Raw genomic sequence first — 16,713 nt, forward strand, 5'->3', positions numbered from 1 at the left:
GAACGTGGATGGCCGGGATAAACCCGGCCATGACGATGTGGGGGCATTTCGTGAAAACAATCCTGACTGTGCTCTTGGCTGCAGCAACAATCAGCGCGGCCCACGCCCAATCGCTCCCCGGCGGCTTCGTCTATCTGCGCGAGATCGATCCCGGCATCATCCAGGACATCCGCTACGCCACATCGAACAATTTCGTCGGCCGGCCGCTCGCCGGTTACAACGCCGGCGAGTGCGTGGTGAAGCGCGAAGTCGGGCTGCGGCTCAAGGCGGTGCAGCAGGAGCTGGCGGCGCAAGACCTCTCGCTCAAGATGTTCGACTGCTACCGGCCGGCGCGGGCCTCGCTCGACATGGTCAAGTGGTCGCAGAACGGTCACGAGAGCGCCGCCGAGCGGCGCTACAATCCCAAAATTCCCAAGACCGAGCTGTTCCGCCTCGGCTACATCGCGAGCCGGTCGCAGCATTCGACGGGCGCCGCGCTCGATCTCACTTTGGTCGATCTGAAGGCTGACAACTCCGCCAAATACGACCCATCAAGAGCCTATGCGGATTGCACCGCGCCGGTCGAAGCGCGCGCGCCGGAAGGCAGCGTCGACATGGGCACCGGCTACGACTGTACCGATGCGAAGGGTCATACCGCGGCACCGGCGATCACCTCCGAGCAGCGCGTCTGGCGCAGGCGGCTGGTGGCTGCGATGGCCAGGCAAGGCTTTGTGAACTATTCGAAGGAGTGGTGGCATTTTTCCCTGCCGGGGGCCGGCGGGGCGGCCTATGATTTCCCGATCCAGCCGCGCCGGAACTGATTCCGCGCCGAGGAAGCACCATGACCCAGCCGAGCTTCGCGACCCACGAGGTCTTCAACCAGTCGCCGCCGTTCGAGGATGTCGACCTGTTCGCCGCGGATCGGCCGCTGGTCGATGCGGTGAAGGCCAATGGCGGTGCGGCGGCGGAGCGCGAACTGTCCGAGTTCGGCAAGCAATGGGGCTCGGCCGCGATGGCCGATCGCGGACGTGTCGCGAACGAGAATACGCCGAAGCTGCGCACCTTCGACGCAAAAGGCAACCGCCGCGACCAGGTCGAGTTTCACCCGGCCTATCACGAGCTGATGGCGCACAGCGCCCATGCCGGCGTGCACAATTCGACCTGGACGGCAGACGGAAAGCCGGCGGGCGATGCCGCCGAGGTCATCCGCGCGGCGAAATTCTACATGGCCGCACAGGTCGAGACCGGCCATCTCTGTCCGATCACGATGACGCGCGCCTCGGTCGGCGCGTTGGCGATGCAGCCGGACCTGCTCGGCAGGGTGATGCCGGTGCTGTCGACCCGGAGCTACGACCCGAGCTTTGCGCCGTGGTGGCAGAAGCGCGGCATGACGCTCGGCATGGGCATGACCGAGAAGCAGGGCGGCACCGACGTGCGTGCCAACATGACGCGCGCGGTGCGCGAGGGCGAGGCCTACCGCATCACCGGCCACAAATGGTTCATGTCGGCGCCGATGTGCGATGCCTTCCTGGTGCTGGCGCAGGCGGACAGCGGGCTGACCTGTTTCTTCATGCCGCGCTTCGCGCCGGATGGTTCGGTGAATGCGATCCAGTTCCAGCGGTTGAAGGACAAGCTCGGCAATCGCTCCAATGCCTCGTCCGAGGTCGAGTTCATCGGTGCCTATGCGGAGCGGGTCGGCGAGGAAGGCAAGGGCATCCGCACCATCATCCAGATGGTGCAGCTGACGCGGCAGGATTGCGCGATCGCCTCCGTCGGCCTGATGCGCTCGGGGCTGGCGCATGCGCTGCATCACGCCCGCCACCGCAGCGTGTTCCAGAAACATCTCGCCGATCAGCCGCTGATGCAGGCCGTGCTGTCGGACATGGCGCTGCATGTCGAGGCGAGCACGGCCCTGGTCATGCGGCTCTGCCGCGCCTTCGACCGCACGCCGCACGATGCGGCGGAGGCCGCCTATATGCGGCTCTTGACGCCCGCGATCAAATACTGGACCTGCAAGAGTGCGCCGCCGTTCCTCTATGAGGCCATGGAATGCCTCGGCGGCAACGGCTATGTCGAGGACGGCATTCTGGCGCGGCACTACCGGGAGTCGCCGGTCAACGCGATCTGGGAGGGCTCGGGCAATGTGATGTGCCTCGACGTGCTCCGCGCGCTCTCGCGCGAGCCGGAGCCGGCGACGGCTGTGCTGCAATCGCTTGCGGCCGAGACGAAGGGCTTGCCTGGGGCAGGCGAGACAGCCACCTTCATCGGCCAGACTTTTCGTCGTGCCGATGGCGAGCGCGTCGCGCGTCTCGCCGTCGAGAAACTGGCGCTGCTGGCCGCTGCTGCGGCTCTCAACGGTGTTTCCCCGCGCAATGCCGAACTGTTCGCCGCCACGCGCCTTGCGGCCAATCACGCCAGCATGTACGGCGCCGTCGAGCTGGAGAGCGGCGAGGCCCGCGCGCTGCTGGAGCGGGCGCTGCCGTGAGTCTTCCCAACGAAAGCCTCCTGATGGACTCCCTCAATCCCGACCATCCGCCGCTGACTATGACGCCAGCGCCGCCGCGCGTCTGGATGTTCTGGGGCACCGCGTTGTGGGGCCTTTTTATCTTCGCCGCGATGTTCGTCGGGCAGATCGGCGCCGTCGTCCTGCTGGTGGCGCAGCGTGGTCTTCCCATGGACTTCGCCTCGCTCCAGGCGGTCGGCCACGATCCGCAGGCGCTCGCGCTGTCGGTCATCATGGGCCTGCCGGCGACGCTTTTGGCGGTGTGGCTCGCCATTGCCATCAAGAAGGCCTCCTTCGTCGACTATCTCGCGCTGCATTGGCCGTCCTGGAAGCAGCTCCTGTTCGGTGCGGTCGGCCTCATCCTGCTGGTGCTGGTCTGGGAGACGATGTCGCGTGCGCTCGGCCGCGAGGCGACGCCGGGCTTCATGACCGATCTGTTGAAATCGGGCCGCGACAAGGGCGCGGCGCTGTTGCTGCTATTCGCCTTCAGCGTGGCTGCGCCGGTGTCGGAAGAGATCCTGGCGCGCGGCTTCCTCTATCGCGGCTGGTCGGCGAGCTTCTTGCGCGTGCCGGGCGCGATCCTGCTGTCGTCGCTGGTCTGGACCATCGTGCACCTGCAATACGACATGTACTTCCTCGCCGAAGTCTTCACCATCGGCCTGTGGTTCGGCTATATGCGCTATCGCGCGAATTCGCTCTGGCTCACCATCGTGCTGCACGCGCTGAACAATCTGACCGCGGTGGTGCTGACGATGTGGCTGGGGAGCTAAGCCGCCAGCGCGATCGCGACCGGCATCGTGATGGCCGCCAGAATCGTCTGCAGCGTGATGATCTGCGCCAGCAGCGGCGCGTCGCCGCCCATCTGGCGCGCCATCACATAGGCGCTGGACGAGGTCGGCACCGCCGCGCAGATCGCCACGATCGCGCGGCTGTCGCCTGACAGGCCGAACCATGCGGCCAGCGCCAGCGCCAGCGCAGGCATCAGTGCGAGCTTGAAGACGACGCCGATGGCCGCGGCCATGCTTGGACGCAAGAGGCCTTCGAGATGCAGGCCCGCGCCAGTGACGAGCAGGCCGATCGCGAGCGAGGAGCGGCTGAGCGCGTCCGCCACGTCGTGCCAGAGTTTTGGCAACGGCAGGTGGGTGACATTGACGAAGAGCCCGATCGCGCAGGCCCAGATCAGCGGATTGCGGATCACCGTCATGACGATGGTGCGCGCTGACTGCTTCTCCGGCGCGGCGTAATGGGCGAGCACCACGACGCTCAACACGTTGACCAGGGGAATGATCGCGACCATCGCCACGGAGGCGAGCGCCAGCCCGACATCGCCGAACATGTTGGCGGCCACCGACAGCCCGACGAAGGTCTGCCAGCGCGTCGCGCCCTGGAAGATCGAGGTGAAGGCGGGGCCGTCGATATCGAGCCGCGCCAGGGCAGGGCGGAGCGCGAGGCAGAGCAGCGACATCGCGAGTGCCGACAGCAGCAGCGCACCGCCGACGCCGGCGACCGGCACCTTGGAGAGGTCGGCCTTCACCAGCGTCTGGATCAGCAGCATCGGAAACAGCACGAAATAGGTCAGCCGCTCCAGCCCGTGCCATTGCGTGTCGAGCCGCATCAGGCTGCGCTTCAGCACGATTCCGAGCACGATGAGGATGAAGACCGGCAGCAGCGCCGCGATCACGACGGCCATCGGTCAGGCGGTCCTTGGACGCAGATTGGCGAGGCGGTCGAGCGCGCCCTGCAGGATGAAGATCGCGGCGTGCTCGTCGATCACCTCGGCGCGCTTGGCGCGGCTGACATCCATTCCGATCAGCTCGCGTTCGACGGCCGCGGTCGAGAGGCGCTCGTCCCACAGGCCGATGGGGAGGGCGGTCAGGCCGGCGAGATTGCGGGCAAAGGCGCGGGTGGATTGAGCGCGCGGACCCTCGCTACCGTCCATGTTGATGGGCAGGCCGAGCACGAAGCCGACCACCCTGCGCTCGGCCGCGATCACGAGCAGCCGGGCGGCGTCCTGCTTGAACTGCTTGCGCTGGATCGTCTCGACGCCGGTCGCAAGCCGCCGGTCCGGATCGGACACCGCAACGCCGATGGTCTTGGTGCCGAGGTCCAGCCCGACCAGCGCGCCGCGGGCGGGCCAGTGGGTTGCAGCATCGATGAGGGGCAGGATAAGAGCCGGCATGCGTAGCGCATATCATGCGTCGCGCCGCGGAGTGAACCCGGAACAATGGACGCGCTGACATTATTCGGCCTGTTCGCCGTCACGGCGATGCTGGTCACTTACGCCCTGGAAGATCGCAGCCATTGGTTCGTGCTGCTGTTCGCCGCGTCCTGCGCGCTCGGATCGGCCTATGGCTTTCTCCAGGGCGCCTGGCCGTTCGGCCTGGTCGAAGCGATCTGGGCCGTCGTGGCGCTGCGGCGGTGGCAGCTGAAGCCGTAGATGATCCAGCGGCAGCAAGCAGCGCGCGAAATCGTGATGCGCGGGCGCTTCGATCAAATGTGGGAAATCTCACACTGGTGACATTGCAGACCATGGCATGATGCCGGTGGTTGCGTGGCAGGAGATGTACCGGTCTAAAGTAGTGTGGGGCGGAGCCCCGATTTCCAGAACGATCGGCAGCGATCGGCCATACGGCCCGCGCTGCAACTTCGCGCAGATTTTTTCAGGCGCTCACCAGGTCCAATATTCGCCAGTCATTTGAGAGGTCACCGATGCTCATCAAGCCAAGCCTGATCGCGGGCTCAGAAAGGCGATTCAAGCAAGCCGAGTTCTCACCCGAAGCCTTGAACCGGAAACTGGGCGACGGTCCGATCGAGATGACGGTCGAGAAGATGCGCGTGCGCCAGCGCCAGCTGCTGGCCGAGACGCAGGACGTGGAGAAGGCCGAGATCGGCCTGGAGCGGATCATCCAGGGCAATGATCTCGACAGCATCAACTATCTCGCCAAGGGGACTGCGGCCTCGCGCTCGGTCTGCCGCATTCAGCTCAGGGATCTCAAGTCGAACCTGCTCGGCTACGGCTCGGGCTTTCTGATCGGGCCGGGCCTGCTCCTGACAAACCATCATGTCTTCGGCAAGCCGGCCGACGCCGCCAATTCGATCGCCGACTTCAACTACGAGCTCGACGTCTCCGGACAAGAGCGTGTGCCTGTGCGGTTCGGCTTCGAGCCGGGCAAGTTCTTCTACACCAATGACAGGCTGGATTTCTCGGTCGTCGCGGTGGCACCGACCTCGCTGTCGGGCCACGAGGAGCTCGAGGATTGGGGATGGTTGCCGCTCAGCGGCGCGCCCGGCAAGGCAGACCCCGGCGAGTACCTCACCATCGTCCAACACCCCAGCGGGCAGATGAAGCAGGTCTGCGTCCGCGAGAACAAGCTGCTCAAATATGTCGGCGACTTCCTCTGGTACAACACCGATACGACGGCGGGATCGTCGGGCTCGCCGGCGTTCAACCGCTTCTGGCAGGTGGTCGCGCTGCACCACAGTGGCGTTCCCCGGAAGGATGCGCAGGGCCGCACCCTGACCAAGGACGGCAAGGTGTGGAAGCCGTCAATGGACGAAACCCTGATCGACTGGATCGCCAATGAAGGCATCCGGATCAGCGCGATCGTCGCCGATCTCAAGGTCGCCGTTGGCTCCCATCCCTTGATCAAGCCGGTGCTGGACGAGGAAGAGCCGCCGATCCGGCTCGAGGTCGAGAAGGCCCGCGCGCCGGTCGCCGCGCCTGCGTTCAGCGCCAATGTCTGGGTCGAGCAGTCGCTCGACGGCACCTCGCTGGTGGTCCCTATCCGCGTGCCGCTGCCGATGTTCAGGAAGGACATTCCGTTCGCGCCGCTGGCACCCGTGCCGGGCCCGGCTGGGGGCAACGGAGGGGCGCAGAACGGCGGAATGCAGAACGGCGGTATGCCGAACGGTGGCAAGCCGTTGATCGCTCCGCCGGCCGGCCTCCTGCCTCGCATCAGTGCGAACGGCCTGCCCATGGAGGCCGTGCATATCGATCAGAGCACGCTGAAATCGCGTCCCGGATACAAGGCGAATTTCCTCGGCACCGGTAAATTCTCGGTGGCCCTGCCGAAGATTCCGGCCGCGCTCAAGTCCAGAATTGCGACGCTCAAGGGAAGCTCCAGGCAGTCCGAGCTGAAATATTTCAACTACAGCGTCGTCATGAACAAGGAGCGCCGGCTCGCCTTCTTCAGCTGTGTCAATATCGACGGCGGGCGGCAACAGGACGTCGGCAAGCGCGAAGGCGATTCCTGGCTGCGCGATCCGCGCATCGACGACGATGCCCAGATCGGCGACGAATTCTACCGCAAGCAGGCCACGTTCGAAGCGGACCGCAGCAAGAATCCGTTCGATCGCGGTCATCTCGTGCGCCGCCTCGATGCGACCTGGGGCGACACCGTCGCCGCGGCCAAGCAGCATGGCGACGATTCCTTCCACTTCACCAATTGCTCGCCGCAATTCTTCTCGTTCAACCAGGGTAAGCAGCTCTGGGCGGGCCTGGAAGATTACACGCGCGATGTCCTGCTTGAAGGCGAGGAGAAGGGCATCGTCATGAACGGTCCGGTGTTCGACGGGCCGGATGCCGATGGATCCGATCTGCCCAATCCGGCCGGGCGGCCGCACAAGGATCCGAGCTTCGGCGGCGTTCAGATCCCGAAATATTTCTGGAAGATTCTGATCCGACGCAACGAGGATGACGACGCTCTCAAGGCGGCGGCGTTCCTGATGAGCCAGCGGAAGCTGGTCATGGAGATCGATCGCATCCAGGAGGCGGATCTGCGCGAAAAGATGTCGGAGGAGGATGTCAGTGTCTTCCAGGTCTCGATCGCGGACCTCGCGAAATTGACCAAGCTCGATTTCGGCAATCTCACTGATGCGGATTCGCACGAGGCGACCTCGGTCGGCCCGCGGCGGATCGAGTCCTATGAGGACATTCGACTCTGATGAGCGCTTCGGTTCGCGAGGCAGCGAAACCGAGGCGACGTTCGGGTGAGGGCAGCGGTGCGCTCTATCGAGGCACTGCAAGTCCTCACCCGGCTTCTTTCGCCAGATGCGCGTCCGACGTCAGCGGATCGCGATCGGGTTGATCATTGCCTGTACGCCGCCGGTCCAGCGCGGCTGGCCCAGCACGAACAGGAATTCATAGCCCTTGTCGCGAGCGAGCGCGGCGGTGTCCATGTTCTCGAGGATATAGGTCCCATTCATCGCGAGCAGGATCTGGTGCACCTCGAACACGTTCTTGGATTCGAACGGCAGCACCTCGAGGGCCCAGGTATCGGCACCGACTGCGACGACGCCCTTGCCGGTCAAATACTTCGCGCCTTCGACGCCGAGGCCGGGCTCACCGGCGGAATAGCGCTTGTCGTCCTTGCCGATCAGGCTGAGCCAGCCGGTGTGGAAGATCACGACGTCGCCTTGCCGGATTTCGACGTTCTGCTGCTTGGCGGCTTCCTCGATCTCCTTGACGTTGAAGGCGGTTCCTTCCTTCACCACGTCGGTCTTGAAATAGGCGGCCATGTCGAGCAGCACGCCGCGCGTGACCATCGGCGGCACCTTTTCGATGCCGAGCTTCTTCAATCCGTTCGCATCGGCGAAGTCGGCGAGCTTGTTGCCGTTGTAATAGACGTGCTCGACACCGAGATGACCGAGCCCGTCGAGCTGGCTGCCGATGCCGACCCAGGTGTCGAGGATGTCGTCGTTATAGGTGGCCTTGTTGGGCCCGAGGCCTGGAATGCCGGCCTGTCCGGGCTGCACGATGGTGAGCTTGAAGGCGCGCGGCGGATAGGCCGGCGTCTGCGGCGTGACGGGAATGCCGAGTGCGTAGGTCTTGCCGGTCTTCACCAGAGAGGCGGCTTTCACCACGAGCTCCGGCGTCATGTAGTTGGCCGCGCCAATTTCGTCGTTCGGCCCCCATTTCGATTTCGTCCAGTCCTGAGCGCTTGCAGTTCCTGACATCGCCGACAACGCGGCGACGCAGCACAACACGAACGTATTGCGCATCGATAGTCCTCCCGATGTTTTGGCTTCGTTATGGTAATTTGCGCTGGCAGTGCCGCATCCTAACGTCAAAGGCGTCTGCGCTTCAAAATATTTCAGCGCGAGGTGCTGCGGCCGCCGAACGCAGCGCGACGTCGACGGATTCAAGTACGGCAGATTTGTGACGTTGAATTTCGTGCGATGGAACGTCTCACCGCGTCAGGCTGCGATGACGTCCTGGTCGGTCTTCAGGCAAGCGGCAAAGCCGCTCAGCGCGCTGGATTGATGTCCGGCGCGGCGCTGGATGAAGAGTGTCTCGACGCGCGCGTGCGAGGTGCTCAGCGTGTGCATCGAGACGCTGCCGTTCATTGCGCTGCGCTCGACGACGGCACGCGGCAGCAACGTCACGCCCATGTCGGCGGCGACGCAGCCGATCATGCCGTCAAGCGTGCCGAGCTCGAAGCGCGTGGCTGAGGGCCAGCCGAACTCGACGAACACCTGCTCGAGCCGCTGGCGGTAGGTGCAGCCGGTGCGAAACACCAGGGCCGTCGGGCCGGACTCCGGCGTGCCGGCGCGCAGCTCGGCGAGGGAGGTCCAGCGCCGCGCGCTGACCAGCACCAGCTCCTCGCGGAAGGCGCTCGTCGCAGTGAGGTCGTCGTGCGCGATCGGACCTGCGACGAAGGCACCATCGAGCGCGCCTTCGAGCACGCTCGCGACGAGGTCGGCGGTCGGCGCGGTACGCAAGGACAGGCGCACCGCGGGAAAGCGGCGATGAAAGTCGGCGAGCAGCGGCGGCAGCCGCACCGCCGCCGTGGTCTCCATCGAACCGATCGCGAGCGGTCCCTTCGGCTCGCCATCGTCGCGCGCGGCAAGCACGGCCTCGCGCGACAGCGCGGCCATCCGCTGAGCATAGGGCAGGAGGCGCTTGCCGGCGCCGGTCAGCGTCATGCCGCGGCTATGGCGTTCGAACAGCTGCGTGCCGATCTCCGCCTCCAGCGCTTTCACGCGCTGGGTGACGTTGGATTGCACGGTGTTCAGCTCTTCCGCGGCACGGGTGATGCCGCCGCTGCGGGCGACGGCCGCAAAGGTCTGGAGATCGCTGAGTTCCATCGTACCGTTTCGCGTTTGAGATGGTAGCGTTCGCAACAATTCAATTTTCGAGAATGCTAATCGCACTTACTCTCGCTGTCCAGATCGGGGAAGGACCATGCCCATTGCGACACCGCTGACCACGCTGCTTGAGATCAGCCATCCCGTCCTGCTGGCACCGATGGATGTCATCGCGGGCAGCCGTCTGGTCGCGGCCGTGAGCGGCGCCGGCGGGTTTGGCATTCTGGGCGGCGGCTATGGCGAGAGGACGTGGCTGGAGCGGGAGACCGCGAAGCTCGCTTCGCTGTCCGCGCCGTTCGGGATCGGCTTCATTACATGGAGCCTCGCCAAGCGGCCCGAGCTTCTCGACATCGCGCTCGGCGCAAGACCATCCGCGATCATGCTATCGTTCGGAGATCCTGCGCCGTTCGCGAACAAGATCAAGTCGGCCGGGGCGCGTCTGATCTGCCAGGTACAGGACGAGGCGATGGCGCGGCAGGCGCTCGAAGCCGGCGCCGATATCCTGATCGCGCAGGGGACGGAGGCGGGCGGGCACGGCGCCTCCCGCACCACGGTCGATCTCGTGCCCGCAATCGTAGATCTTGCCGCGGGCGTGCCGGTGGTTGCGGCCGGCGGCATCGCCGATGGGCGTGGGCTTGCTGCGATGATGATGCTGGGCGCGAGTGGCGTGCTGCTTGGCACGCGCTTCTATGCGAGTGAGGAGGCCGACGGTGCAGAGGAGGCCAAGCGGCGCATCTGCGCGGCAAGCAGCGGCTCGACTGTGCGCGGCATCATCTTCGATCTCTCCCGCAACAATGTCTGGCCGGCGCCGTTTACCGGGCGGTGTCTGGTCAATGATCATGCCCGGCGCTGGAGTGGTCGCGAAGTCGAGTTGATGCAGAATGTCGCTGGGGTCGCGGCGGATTATGCCGCGGCCAAGGCAGCCGGCAATTTCGACGTCGCCGCCGTGATCGCAGGCGAGGCGGTCGGCCTGATCCATGATATTCCACCGGCAGCCGAGATCGTCGAGCGGATTGCGATTGAGGCCGGGCAGCTTCTTGCCGGGCGGCGGAATTCGGTAGTCGCGAGGTAGGATTCTTCACCCTCCCCCTCCAGGGGAGGGTAAGAGAAACGAGAGAGAACAACGATGTGGCCTGACCGTCGACTGATCGACCTCTTCAAGACCGAATTTCCGATCGTGCTGGCGCCGATGGCGGGTGTGATGGATGCGGAGCTGGTGATCGCCGTGGCAGAGGGCGGTGGGCTCGGCTCGTTGCCAAGCGCGATGCTGTCGCCGGAGAAGGCGCGCGAGCAGGTCAACATCATCCGCCAGCGCGTGAAGGCGCCGGTCAACATGAACTTCTTCTGCCACACGCCGGTTGACCTTTCGACTGAGGCTGAAGCGCGCTGGAAGCAGCGGCTCACGGGCTACTACATCGAGCATGGTCTCGATCCCGCGGCGCCGGTCGCTGCGGCGAACCGCGCGCCGTTCGATGCCGCCTTCTGCCAGGTCGTCGAGGAGCTGAAGCCCGAGATCGTCAGCTTCCATTTCGGTCTCCCGGAGCAGGCGCTGCTCAAGCGCGTCAAGGCCGCTGGCTGCCTCGTCATCTCGTCGGCGACGACGGTGAAGGAGGCGGTCTGGCTCGAACAGCGCGGCGTCGATGCCGTCATTGCGCAAGGCGCCGAGGCCGGCGGCCATCGCGGCATGTTCCTGACCGACAAGATCTCCGAGCAGCCCGGCACGTTCGCGCTGGTGCCGCAGGTCGCCGATGCCGTGAAGGTGCCGGTGATCGCGGCCGGTGGCATCGCGGACGGGCGCGGCATCGCCGCCGCCTTCGCGCTCGGTGCCTCGGGCGTGCAGATCGGCAGCGCCTATCTGCGCTGTCCGGAGTCCAAGGTCAGCGCTGGCGGCCGCAAGGCGCTGGCTGAAGCGCGGGACGATTCCACCGTGATCACCAATGTCATGACCGGCCGGCCGGCGCGCGGCATCCAGAACCGCCTGATGCGCGAGGCCGGCCCGATCTCGCCGGACGCCCCGCCGTTTCCCCATGCCGCAACCGCGCTGGGACCATTGAAGACGGCTGCCGAAAAGCAGGGCAGGGTGGATTTCACCAATCTCTGGGCCGGACAGGCTGTGGCACTGGGCCGCGAGGTCCCTGCGGCCGAATTGACCCGGGATTTTGCCAAATCGGCGCTGGCCCGCATGAAAGCGCTGGCCAGCTAAGCGCTTTAGGTTCTTGTTTGCGCATGATCTTTTCGGAAAACCGCTTCACACTTTTCCGGATCATGCGCTAGCGCCGGTTGCGGCGCAAAACCGGCCTCTGCTATACGGCACATAGGTTTTGCCGTGAGAGGCCTTATATAATGTCCGTCGACGCCGCTACCGTCCGCCGCATCGCGCATCTGGCGCGCATCGCGGTTTCCGAGGGCGAGGTTCCGCATCTGCAGGGCGAGCTCAACGCCATGCTCGCCTTTGTCGAGCAGCTCTCGGAGGTCAATGTCGAGGGCGTGGAGCCCATGACCTCGGTCACCCCGATGCAGATGAAGAAGCGGCAGGACGTGGTCGATGACGGCGAGATCGCCGACGATATCGTTGCCAACGCGCCCGCGACCGAAGGTCACTTCTTCGTGGTGCCCAAGGTCGTTGAATAAACAGGTTAGATCCGATGTGCCTGCTTTGCGACGATGAGAAGGCCTATCAGGCCTACATGAACTATCTCGACAAGATGGAGCGGCAGGGCAAGGCTGCCGATCCCAACGTCGCCGTCAATGCCGTGCTCGACGAGATCGAGGCCGCCGCCAATGCGGCCGCCAAGAAAGACGACCCGGCCAACGACAAGACCCTGTCTCCGTTCTTCTGCAGCCCGATCAATAAATGACCGATTTGACATCGCTGACGCTCGCCGAGGCCCGCAAGGGTCTCGCCGACAAGACTTTCACGTCCCTCGAGCTGACCGACGCGCATCTGAGCGCGATCGAGGCCGCGCGCGTGCTCAACGCCTTCGTGATGGAGACGCCGGAGCAGGCCCGCGACATGGCCAAGGCCGTGGACGAGAAGATCGCCAAGGGCGATGCCGGCCCGCTCGCCGGCATTCCGCTCGGCATCAAGGATTTGTTCGCGACCAAGGGCGTGCGCACCACGGCATGCTCGAAGATCCTCGGCAATTTCGTGCCGACCTACGAGTCCACCATCACCTCGCAGCTCTGGCGCGACGGTGCGGTGATGCTCGGCAAGCTCAACAATGACGAGTTCGCGATGGGCTCGGCGAACGAGACCTCGTGCTTCGGTCCCGTCGGCAATCCCTGGCGGCGCGAGGGCAGCAACACCACGCTGGTGCCCGGCGGCTCGTCCGGCGGCTCGGCCTCGGCCGTGGCGGCACTGCTGTGCATGGGCGCCACCGCGACCGACACCGGCGGCTCGATCCGCCAGCCGGCGGCGTTCACCGCGACCGTCGGCATCAAGCCGACCTATGGCCGCTGCTCGCGCTGGGGCATTGTCGCCTTTGCCTCTTCGCTCGACCAGGCAGGCCCGATCGCGCGCAGCGTGCGCGATGCCGCGATGCTGCTGCGCTCGATGGCCGGCCATGACCCCAAGGACACGACCTCGGTCGACATCGCCGTGCCGGATTACGAGGCCGCGATCGGCAAGTCCGTGAAGGGCATGAAGATCGGCATCCCCAAGGAGTATCGTCTCGACGGCATGCCGGCCGAGATCGAGAAACTCTGGAGCGAAGGCGCGGCCTGGCTGAAGGCGGCCGGCGCCGAACTGGTCGAGGTGTCGCTGCCGCACACCAAATACGCGCTGCCGGCCTATTACATCGTGGCGCCGGCGGAGGCATCCTCCAACCTCGCGCGCTATGACGGGGTCCGCTATGGCCTGCGCGAGCAGGCCAAGAACATCGTCGAGCTCTACGAGAACACCCGCGCCGAAGGTTTCGGCGCAGAGGTTCGCCGCCGCGTCATGATCGGCACCTATGTGCTCTCGGCCGGCTACTACGACGCCTATTATCTGCGCGCGCAAAAGGTGCGCACGCTGATCAAGAAGGATTTCGAGGATTGCTTCGCGCGGGGCGTCGACGCGATCCTGACGCCGGCGACGCCGTCGGCGGCCTTCGGCATCGGCGAGAAGGGCGGCGCGGATCCGGTCGAGATGTATCTCAACGACATCTTCACGGTGACCGTGAACATGGCGGGCCTGCCCGGCATCGCGGTGCCCGCCGGCAAGGACGCGCAAGGCCTGCCGCTCGGCCTGCAGCTGATCGGCCGTCCGTTCGAGGAGGAGACGCTGTTCTCGCTCGGCGAGGTGATTGAGCAGGCGGCCGGCCGCTTCACGCCCGCGAGGTGGTGGTGAATGCCGCGGCGTTCATCGCGAGCCTCGACGGCGCGGCGCCCGCGCCACACCTGAGCGCGCCGCTCGCCGGCCTGTGGTGGGCCGCGAAGGGCGATTGGGATCAGGCGCACAGGATCGTCCAGGACGACAACGGCCGTGACGCGGCCTGGGTGCACGCCTATCTGCACCGCGTCGAGGGCGATCTCGGCAATGCCGGCTACTGGTACCGCCAGGCCGGCCAGCCCGCGGCAAAGGATTCATTGGAAGCGGAGTGGGAGCGGATCGCTGTCACGCTGCTCGGGAGCACGACATGAGCACGGCCACGCACAAGCTTCTCAAGGGCGCCACCGGTGATTGGGAGGTGGTCATCGGCATGGAGATTCACGCCCAGGTGACGTCGAACTCAAAGCTGTTCTCGGGCGCCTCGACCGCGTTCGGCGGCGAGCCGAACACGCAGGTGTCGCTGGTCGATGCCGCGATGCCGGGCATGCTGCCCGTCATCAACGAGGAATGCGTCAGGCAGGCTGTCCGGACCGGGCTCGGTCTCAACGCGCAGATCAATCTGCGTTCGGTGTTCGACCGGAAGAACTACTTCTATCCCGACCTGCCGCAGGGCTACCAGATCAGCCAGTACAAGTCGCCTGTCGTGGGCGAGGGCGAGGTGATTGTCGATCTCGACGGCGGCCGCAGTGTCTCCATCGGCATCGAGCGGCTGCATCTGGAGCAGGATCCCGGCAAAATGCTGCACGACCGGTCTCCGTCGCTGTCCTACATCGATTTCAACCGCTGTGGCGTGGCGCTGATGGAGATTGTCTCGAAACCGGACATCCGCGACGCCGAGCAGGCCAAGGCCTATGTGACCAAGCTACGCTCGATCATGCGCTACCTCGGCACCTGTGACGGTGACATGGAGAAGGGAAGCCTGCGCGCCGACGTCAACGTCTCCGTGCGCAAGCCCGGTGGGCCGCTCGGCACCCGCTGCGAAATCAAGAACATGAACTCGATCACCTTCATCGGCCAGGCGATCGAGTATGAAGCGCGGCGCCAGATCGAGATCCTGGAGGACGGCGGTCAGATCGAGCAGGAGACGCGTCGGTTCGATCCCAACAAGGGCGAGACCCGCTCGATGCGGTCCAAGGAAGAGGCGCATGACTATCGCTACTTCCCCGATCCCGACCTGCTGCCGCTGGAGTTCAGCCAGGAATTCGTCGACGAGCTGAAGGCGAAGCTGCCGGAGCTGCCGGACCAGAAGAAGACGCGCTTCGTCGCCGATCTCGGCCTGTCGCCCTATGACGCGAGCGTGCTGGTCGCCGAGCGCGAGAGCGCGGTGTTCTACGAGACCGTGCTCGACAAGCTCGGCAACCGCGCGCGCGACGGCAAGATGGCGGCGAACTGGGTGATCAACGAACTGTTCGGCCGTCTCAACAAGGAAGGCCGGGATATTACGGGCTCTCCGGTCAGCGCCGAGCAGCTCTCGGGCATCATCGACCTGATCGGAGAGGGCACGATCTCGGGCAAGATCGCCAAGGATCTGTTCGAGATCGTCTGGCAGGAGGGCGGCGATCCCCGCGCGCTGGTGGAAAGCCGCGGCATGAAGCAGGTCACGGATCTTTCGGCGATCGAAAAGGTTGTCGACGACATCATCGCGGCCAATCCCGACAAGGCCGCGCAGGTCAAGGACAAGCCGCAGTCGCTCGGCTGGTTCGTCGGTCAGGTGATGAAGGCGTCCGGCGGCAAGGCCAACCCGCAGAGCGTCAACGACGTGCTCAAGTCGAAGCTCGGCCTCTAACCTCGCGCGTTCGAACGAGGTGACGGACACGCTCCGTCACCTCGCTGTCGGTTCTCGATGCGACGCTCGCGCGCACCCTCGGCGGTAAACTTCATCCCGACCAGACGCGATGCAACGGCCGAATCGCCGTCACGCGATTCGCGCAAAACGGCGGCTCGCACACGCTCCGGCGAGCGTTCGCGCCGTTAAGCATGAAAATATTTTCGTTGCCAAAAATCGCGACTCAGAGTCCGCGAAGCGCCCTTGCGAGGTGATCGCGGGATCGGCGATGCGCATCATCGCGTTGATCGCGCGCGATGCGCACGCAAAGAAAAATACTTGCTGCATAGTGTTTTTCTGCAATCGCATCCGCCGCGAACGTCGATGCTGCGCGCACGCTGTGCGGTCGCTCGCACGTGTCGTTCGGTGCGCTTGCATCGCGTTCGCCAAGCGCACGCGCGTTGCGTCGTCAACACTTCTTTAAGCGAGACGCTGTTTTTTTCGTTGTGTTGGTGTATTCGGGATGAGTGTGCATTCGATCCCCGACTGCACGCAGCGATTAAAGCCATCTCACACATCGGAGGGCAACATGGCCAAGAAAGCGAAGAAGGCGAAGAAGGCGAAGAGCGCAGTGAAGAAGACTGCGAAGAAGACCCGCAAGGTCGCGAAGAAGAAGAAGTAACTTCGCTTCTGAAGTTGCCGGCTCCAGCAGCCGGCACGTCATCAGCGCCTCCTAGAGGTTCTGGTCGACGATAGAGGGTGTCGGCGAGACATCAGGTCAACGGTCGGACCGTTCTCTTTGCGGTCCGGCAGAAGAAACTAGTTTTCTTCGTTCGGTGCGGGGCCGGTTCTCCGGTTCTGCAATTTCACGAGTGGCCTCGCGGTCAAAGTGGAATCTGGTCCTGACGTGTTCGCCGACGCCCTCGTTCTCCTGAGGCCGGGGTATTGCCGGCATTTCCTTTTCCCCACATTGCTGATCTGACCACGGCGTCATCGTTGCGCTGGCCGCTCCACCTTGGGCAGGCGAGGGCTGCAGCCTGATTGCGCGCTCGCACGCCGCTTTCGCCA

At 64.9% G+C, this 16,713-nt stretch carries 16 protein-coding genes; 12 read left to right on the forward strand and 4 right to left on the reverse strand.

Features of this window, described 5'->3' with window-relative positions; translation table 11 throughout:
- Nucleotides 1–35 precede the first annotated feature (35 nt).
- The 3 genes from GGD67_RS33065 to GGD67_RS33075 are packed head-to-tail and all read left to right on the forward strand — an operon-like array spanning nt 36 to nt 3,252.
- On the forward strand, nt 36–800 hold the full coding sequence (locus tag GGD67_RS33065; RefSeq protein WP_179738706.1) for a M15 family metallopeptidase: 765 nt from the start codon (nt 36–38) through the stop codon (nt 798–800).
- A gap of 20 nt (nt 801–820) precedes the next feature.
- The gene (locus GGD67_RS33070) at nt 821–2,464 is read left to right on the forward strand and encodes an isovaleryl-CoA dehydrogenase (RefSeq protein WP_179738666.1); all 1,644 of its coding nucleotides are present in this window, start codon (nt 821–823) and stop codon (nt 2,462–2,464) included.
- A 23-nt stretch (nt 2,465–2,487) separates the two neighbouring features.
- Nucleotides 2,488–3,252 (forward strand): CPBP family intramembrane glutamic endopeptidase, encoded by a 765-nt coding sequence (locus tag GGD67_RS33075; protein ID WP_018321101.1) that lies wholly within the window; start codon nt 2,488–2,490, stop codon nt 3,250–3,252.
- Here GGD67_RS33075 and GGD67_RS33080 read toward each other — a convergent pair.
- The gene (locus tag GGD67_RS33080; RefSeq protein WP_179738668.1) at nt 3,249–4,172 is read right to left on the reverse strand and encodes an AEC family transporter; all 924 of its coding nucleotides are present in this window, start codon (nt 4,170–4,172) and stop codon (nt 3,249–3,251) included. The two genes, GGD67_RS33075 and GGD67_RS33080, sit on opposite strands and share 4 nt — an antisense overlap.
- Nucleotides 4,173–4,175: 3 nt before the next feature.
- On the reverse strand, nt 4,176–4,661 hold the full coding sequence (gene ruvX, locus GGD67_RS33085) for a Holliday junction resolvase RuvX (protein ID WP_179738671.1): 486 nt from the start codon (nt 4,659–4,661) through the stop codon (nt 4,176–4,178).
- A gap of 45 nt (nt 4,662–4,706) precedes the next feature.
- Between ruvX and GGD67_RS33090 the strand changes: the two genes are divergently transcribed.
- Both GGD67_RS33090 and GGD67_RS33095 read left to right on the forward strand, forming a co-directional pair.
- On the forward strand, nt 4,707–4,919 hold the full coding sequence (locus GGD67_RS33090; RefSeq protein ID WP_091967017.1) for a hypothetical protein: 213 nt from the start codon (nt 4,707–4,709) through the stop codon (nt 4,917–4,919).
- Nucleotides 4,920–5,191: 272 nt separating this feature from the next.
- Entirely contained in the window at nt 5,192–7,426 is a 2,235-nt protein-coding gene (locus GGD67_RS33095) for a DNA/RNA non-specific endonuclease (RefSeq protein WP_179738673.1), read from the forward strand.
- Between the two features lie 120 nt (nt 7,427–7,546).
- On the opposite strand, the gene GGD67_RS33100 is transcribed toward GGD67_RS33095, so the two are convergent.
- Complete coding sequence (locus GGD67_RS33100; protein ID WP_179738674.1) at nt 7,547–8,482, reverse strand: cyclase family protein; 936 nt, start codon at nt 8,480–8,482, stop codon at nt 7,547–7,549.
- Between the two features lie 195 nt (nt 8,483–8,677).
- Nucleotides 8,678–9,568, reverse strand: a complete 891-nt coding sequence (locus GGD67_RS33105) for a LysR family transcriptional regulator (protein WP_179738676.1) — start codon at nt 9,566–9,568, stop codon at nt 8,678–8,680.
- Nucleotides 9,569–9,665: 97 nt separating this feature from the next.
- Between GGD67_RS33105 and GGD67_RS33110 the strand changes: the two genes are divergently transcribed.
- The 7 genes from GGD67_RS33110 to gatB all read left to right on the forward strand — a co-directional run bounded on the left by GGD67_RS33110 (nt 9,666) and on the right by gatB (nt 15,666).
- A complete protein-coding gene (locus GGD67_RS33110) occupies nt 9,666–10,640 on the forward strand; it encodes a nitronate monooxygenase family protein (RefSeq protein WP_179738678.1) in 975 nt (324 codons plus the stop codon).
- 54 nt (nt 10,641–10,694) lie between these two features.
- Entirely contained in the window at nt 10,695–11,771 is a 1,077-nt protein-coding gene (locus tag GGD67_RS33115) for an NAD(P)H-dependent flavin oxidoreductase (RefSeq protein WP_018321093.1), read from the forward strand.
- Between the two features lie 140 nt (nt 11,772–11,911).
- On the forward strand, nt 11,912–12,199 hold the full coding sequence (gatC, locus tag GGD67_RS33120; RefSeq protein WP_179738680.1) for an Asp-tRNA(Asn)/Glu-tRNA(Gln) amidotransferase subunit GatC: 288 nt from the start codon (nt 11,912–11,914) through the stop codon (nt 12,197–12,199).
- Nucleotides 12,200–12,213: 14 nt separating this feature from the next.
- Nucleotides 12,214–12,426 carry a hypothetical protein gene (locus GGD67_RS33125; protein WP_018321091.1) on the forward strand — a complete coding sequence of 71 codons (213 nt, stop codon included), beginning with the start codon at nt 12,214–12,216 and terminating at the stop codon, nt 12,424–12,426.
- Complete coding sequence (gene gatA, locus GGD67_RS33130; protein ID WP_018321090.1) at nt 12,423–13,898, forward strand: Asp-tRNA(Asn)/Glu-tRNA(Gln) amidotransferase subunit GatA; 1,476 nt, start codon at nt 12,423–12,425, stop codon at nt 13,896–13,898. Before GGD67_RS33125 ends, gatA begins: the two co-directional genes overlap by 4 nt.
- Nucleotides 13,889–14,191 (forward strand): hypothetical protein, encoded by a 303-nt coding sequence (locus tag GGD67_RS33135; protein WP_179738682.1) that lies wholly within the window; start codon nt 13,889–13,891, stop codon nt 14,189–14,191. Before gatA ends, GGD67_RS33135 begins: the two co-directional genes overlap by 10 nt.
- Entirely contained in the window at nt 14,188–15,666 is a 1,479-nt protein-coding gene (gatB, locus tag GGD67_RS33140) for an Asp-tRNA(Asn)/Glu-tRNA(Gln) amidotransferase subunit GatB (protein ID WP_179738684.1), read from the forward strand. The genes GGD67_RS33135 and gatB overlap by 4 nt, the downstream gene beginning before the upstream one ends.
- The last annotated feature ends 1,047 nt before the right edge of the window (nt 15,667–16,713 follow it).

The sequence above is a fragment of the Bradyrhizobium sp. IAR9 genome, assembly GCF_013408065.1.
GTDB lineage: Bacteria > Pseudomonadota > Alphaproteobacteria > Rhizobiales > Xanthobacteraceae > Bradyrhizobium.

Excerpts from the sequence above, each read along its gene's own strand:
- GGD67_RS33065 (WP_179738706.1), top strand. The coding sequence starts at position 36 with ATGTGGGGGCATTTCGTGAAAACAATCCTGACTGTGCTCTTGGCTGCA.
- GGD67_RS33070 (WP_179738666.1), top strand. The coding sequence starts at position 821 with ATGACCCAGCCGAGCTTCGCGACCCACGAGGTCTTCAACCAGTCGCCG.
- GGD67_RS33075 (WP_018321101.1), top strand. The coding sequence starts at position 2,488 with ATGGACTCCCTCAATCCCGACCATCCGCCGCTGACTATGACGCCAGCG.
- GGD67_RS33080 (WP_179738668.1), bottom strand. The coding sequence starts at position 4,172 with ATGGCCGTCGTGATCGCGGCGCTGCTGCCGGTCTTCATCCTCATCGTG.
- ruvX (WP_179738671.1), bottom strand. The coding sequence starts at position 4,661 with ATGCCGGCTCTTATCCTGCCCCTCATCGATGCTGCAACCCACTGGCCC.
- GGD67_RS33090 (WP_091967017.1), top strand. The coding sequence starts at position 4,707 with ATGGACGCGCTGACATTATTCGGCCTGTTCGCCGTCACGGCGATGCTG.
- GGD67_RS33095 (WP_179738673.1), top strand. The coding sequence starts at position 5,192 with ATGCTCATCAAGCCAAGCCTGATCGCGGGCTCAGAAAGGCGATTCAAG.
- GGD67_RS33100 (WP_179738674.1), bottom strand. The coding sequence starts at position 8,482 with ATGCGCAATACGTTCGTGTTGTGCTGCGTCGCCGCGTTGTCGGCGATG.
- GGD67_RS33105 (WP_179738676.1), bottom strand. The coding sequence starts at position 9,568 with ATGGAACTCAGCGATCTCCAGACCTTTGCGGCCGTCGCCCGCAGCGGC.
- GGD67_RS33110 (WP_179738678.1), top strand. The coding sequence starts at position 9,666 with ATGCCCATTGCGACACCGCTGACCACGCTGCTTGAGATCAGCCATCCC.
- GGD67_RS33115 (WP_018321093.1), top strand. The coding sequence starts at position 10,695 with ATGTGGCCTGACCGTCGACTGATCGACCTCTTCAAGACCGAATTTCCG.
- gatC (WP_179738680.1), top strand. The coding sequence starts at position 11,912 with ATGTCCGTCGACGCCGCTACCGTCCGCCGCATCGCGCATCTGGCGCGC.
- GGD67_RS33125 (WP_018321091.1), top strand. The coding sequence starts at position 12,214 with ATGTGCCTGCTTTGCGACGATGAGAAGGCCTATCAGGCCTACATGAAC.
- gatA (WP_018321090.1), top strand. The coding sequence starts at position 12,423 with ATGACCGATTTGACATCGCTGACGCTCGCCGAGGCCCGCAAGGGTCTC.
- gatB (WP_179738684.1), top strand. The coding sequence starts at position 14,188 with ATGAGCACGGCCACGCACAAGCTTCTCAAGGGCGCCACCGGTGATTGG.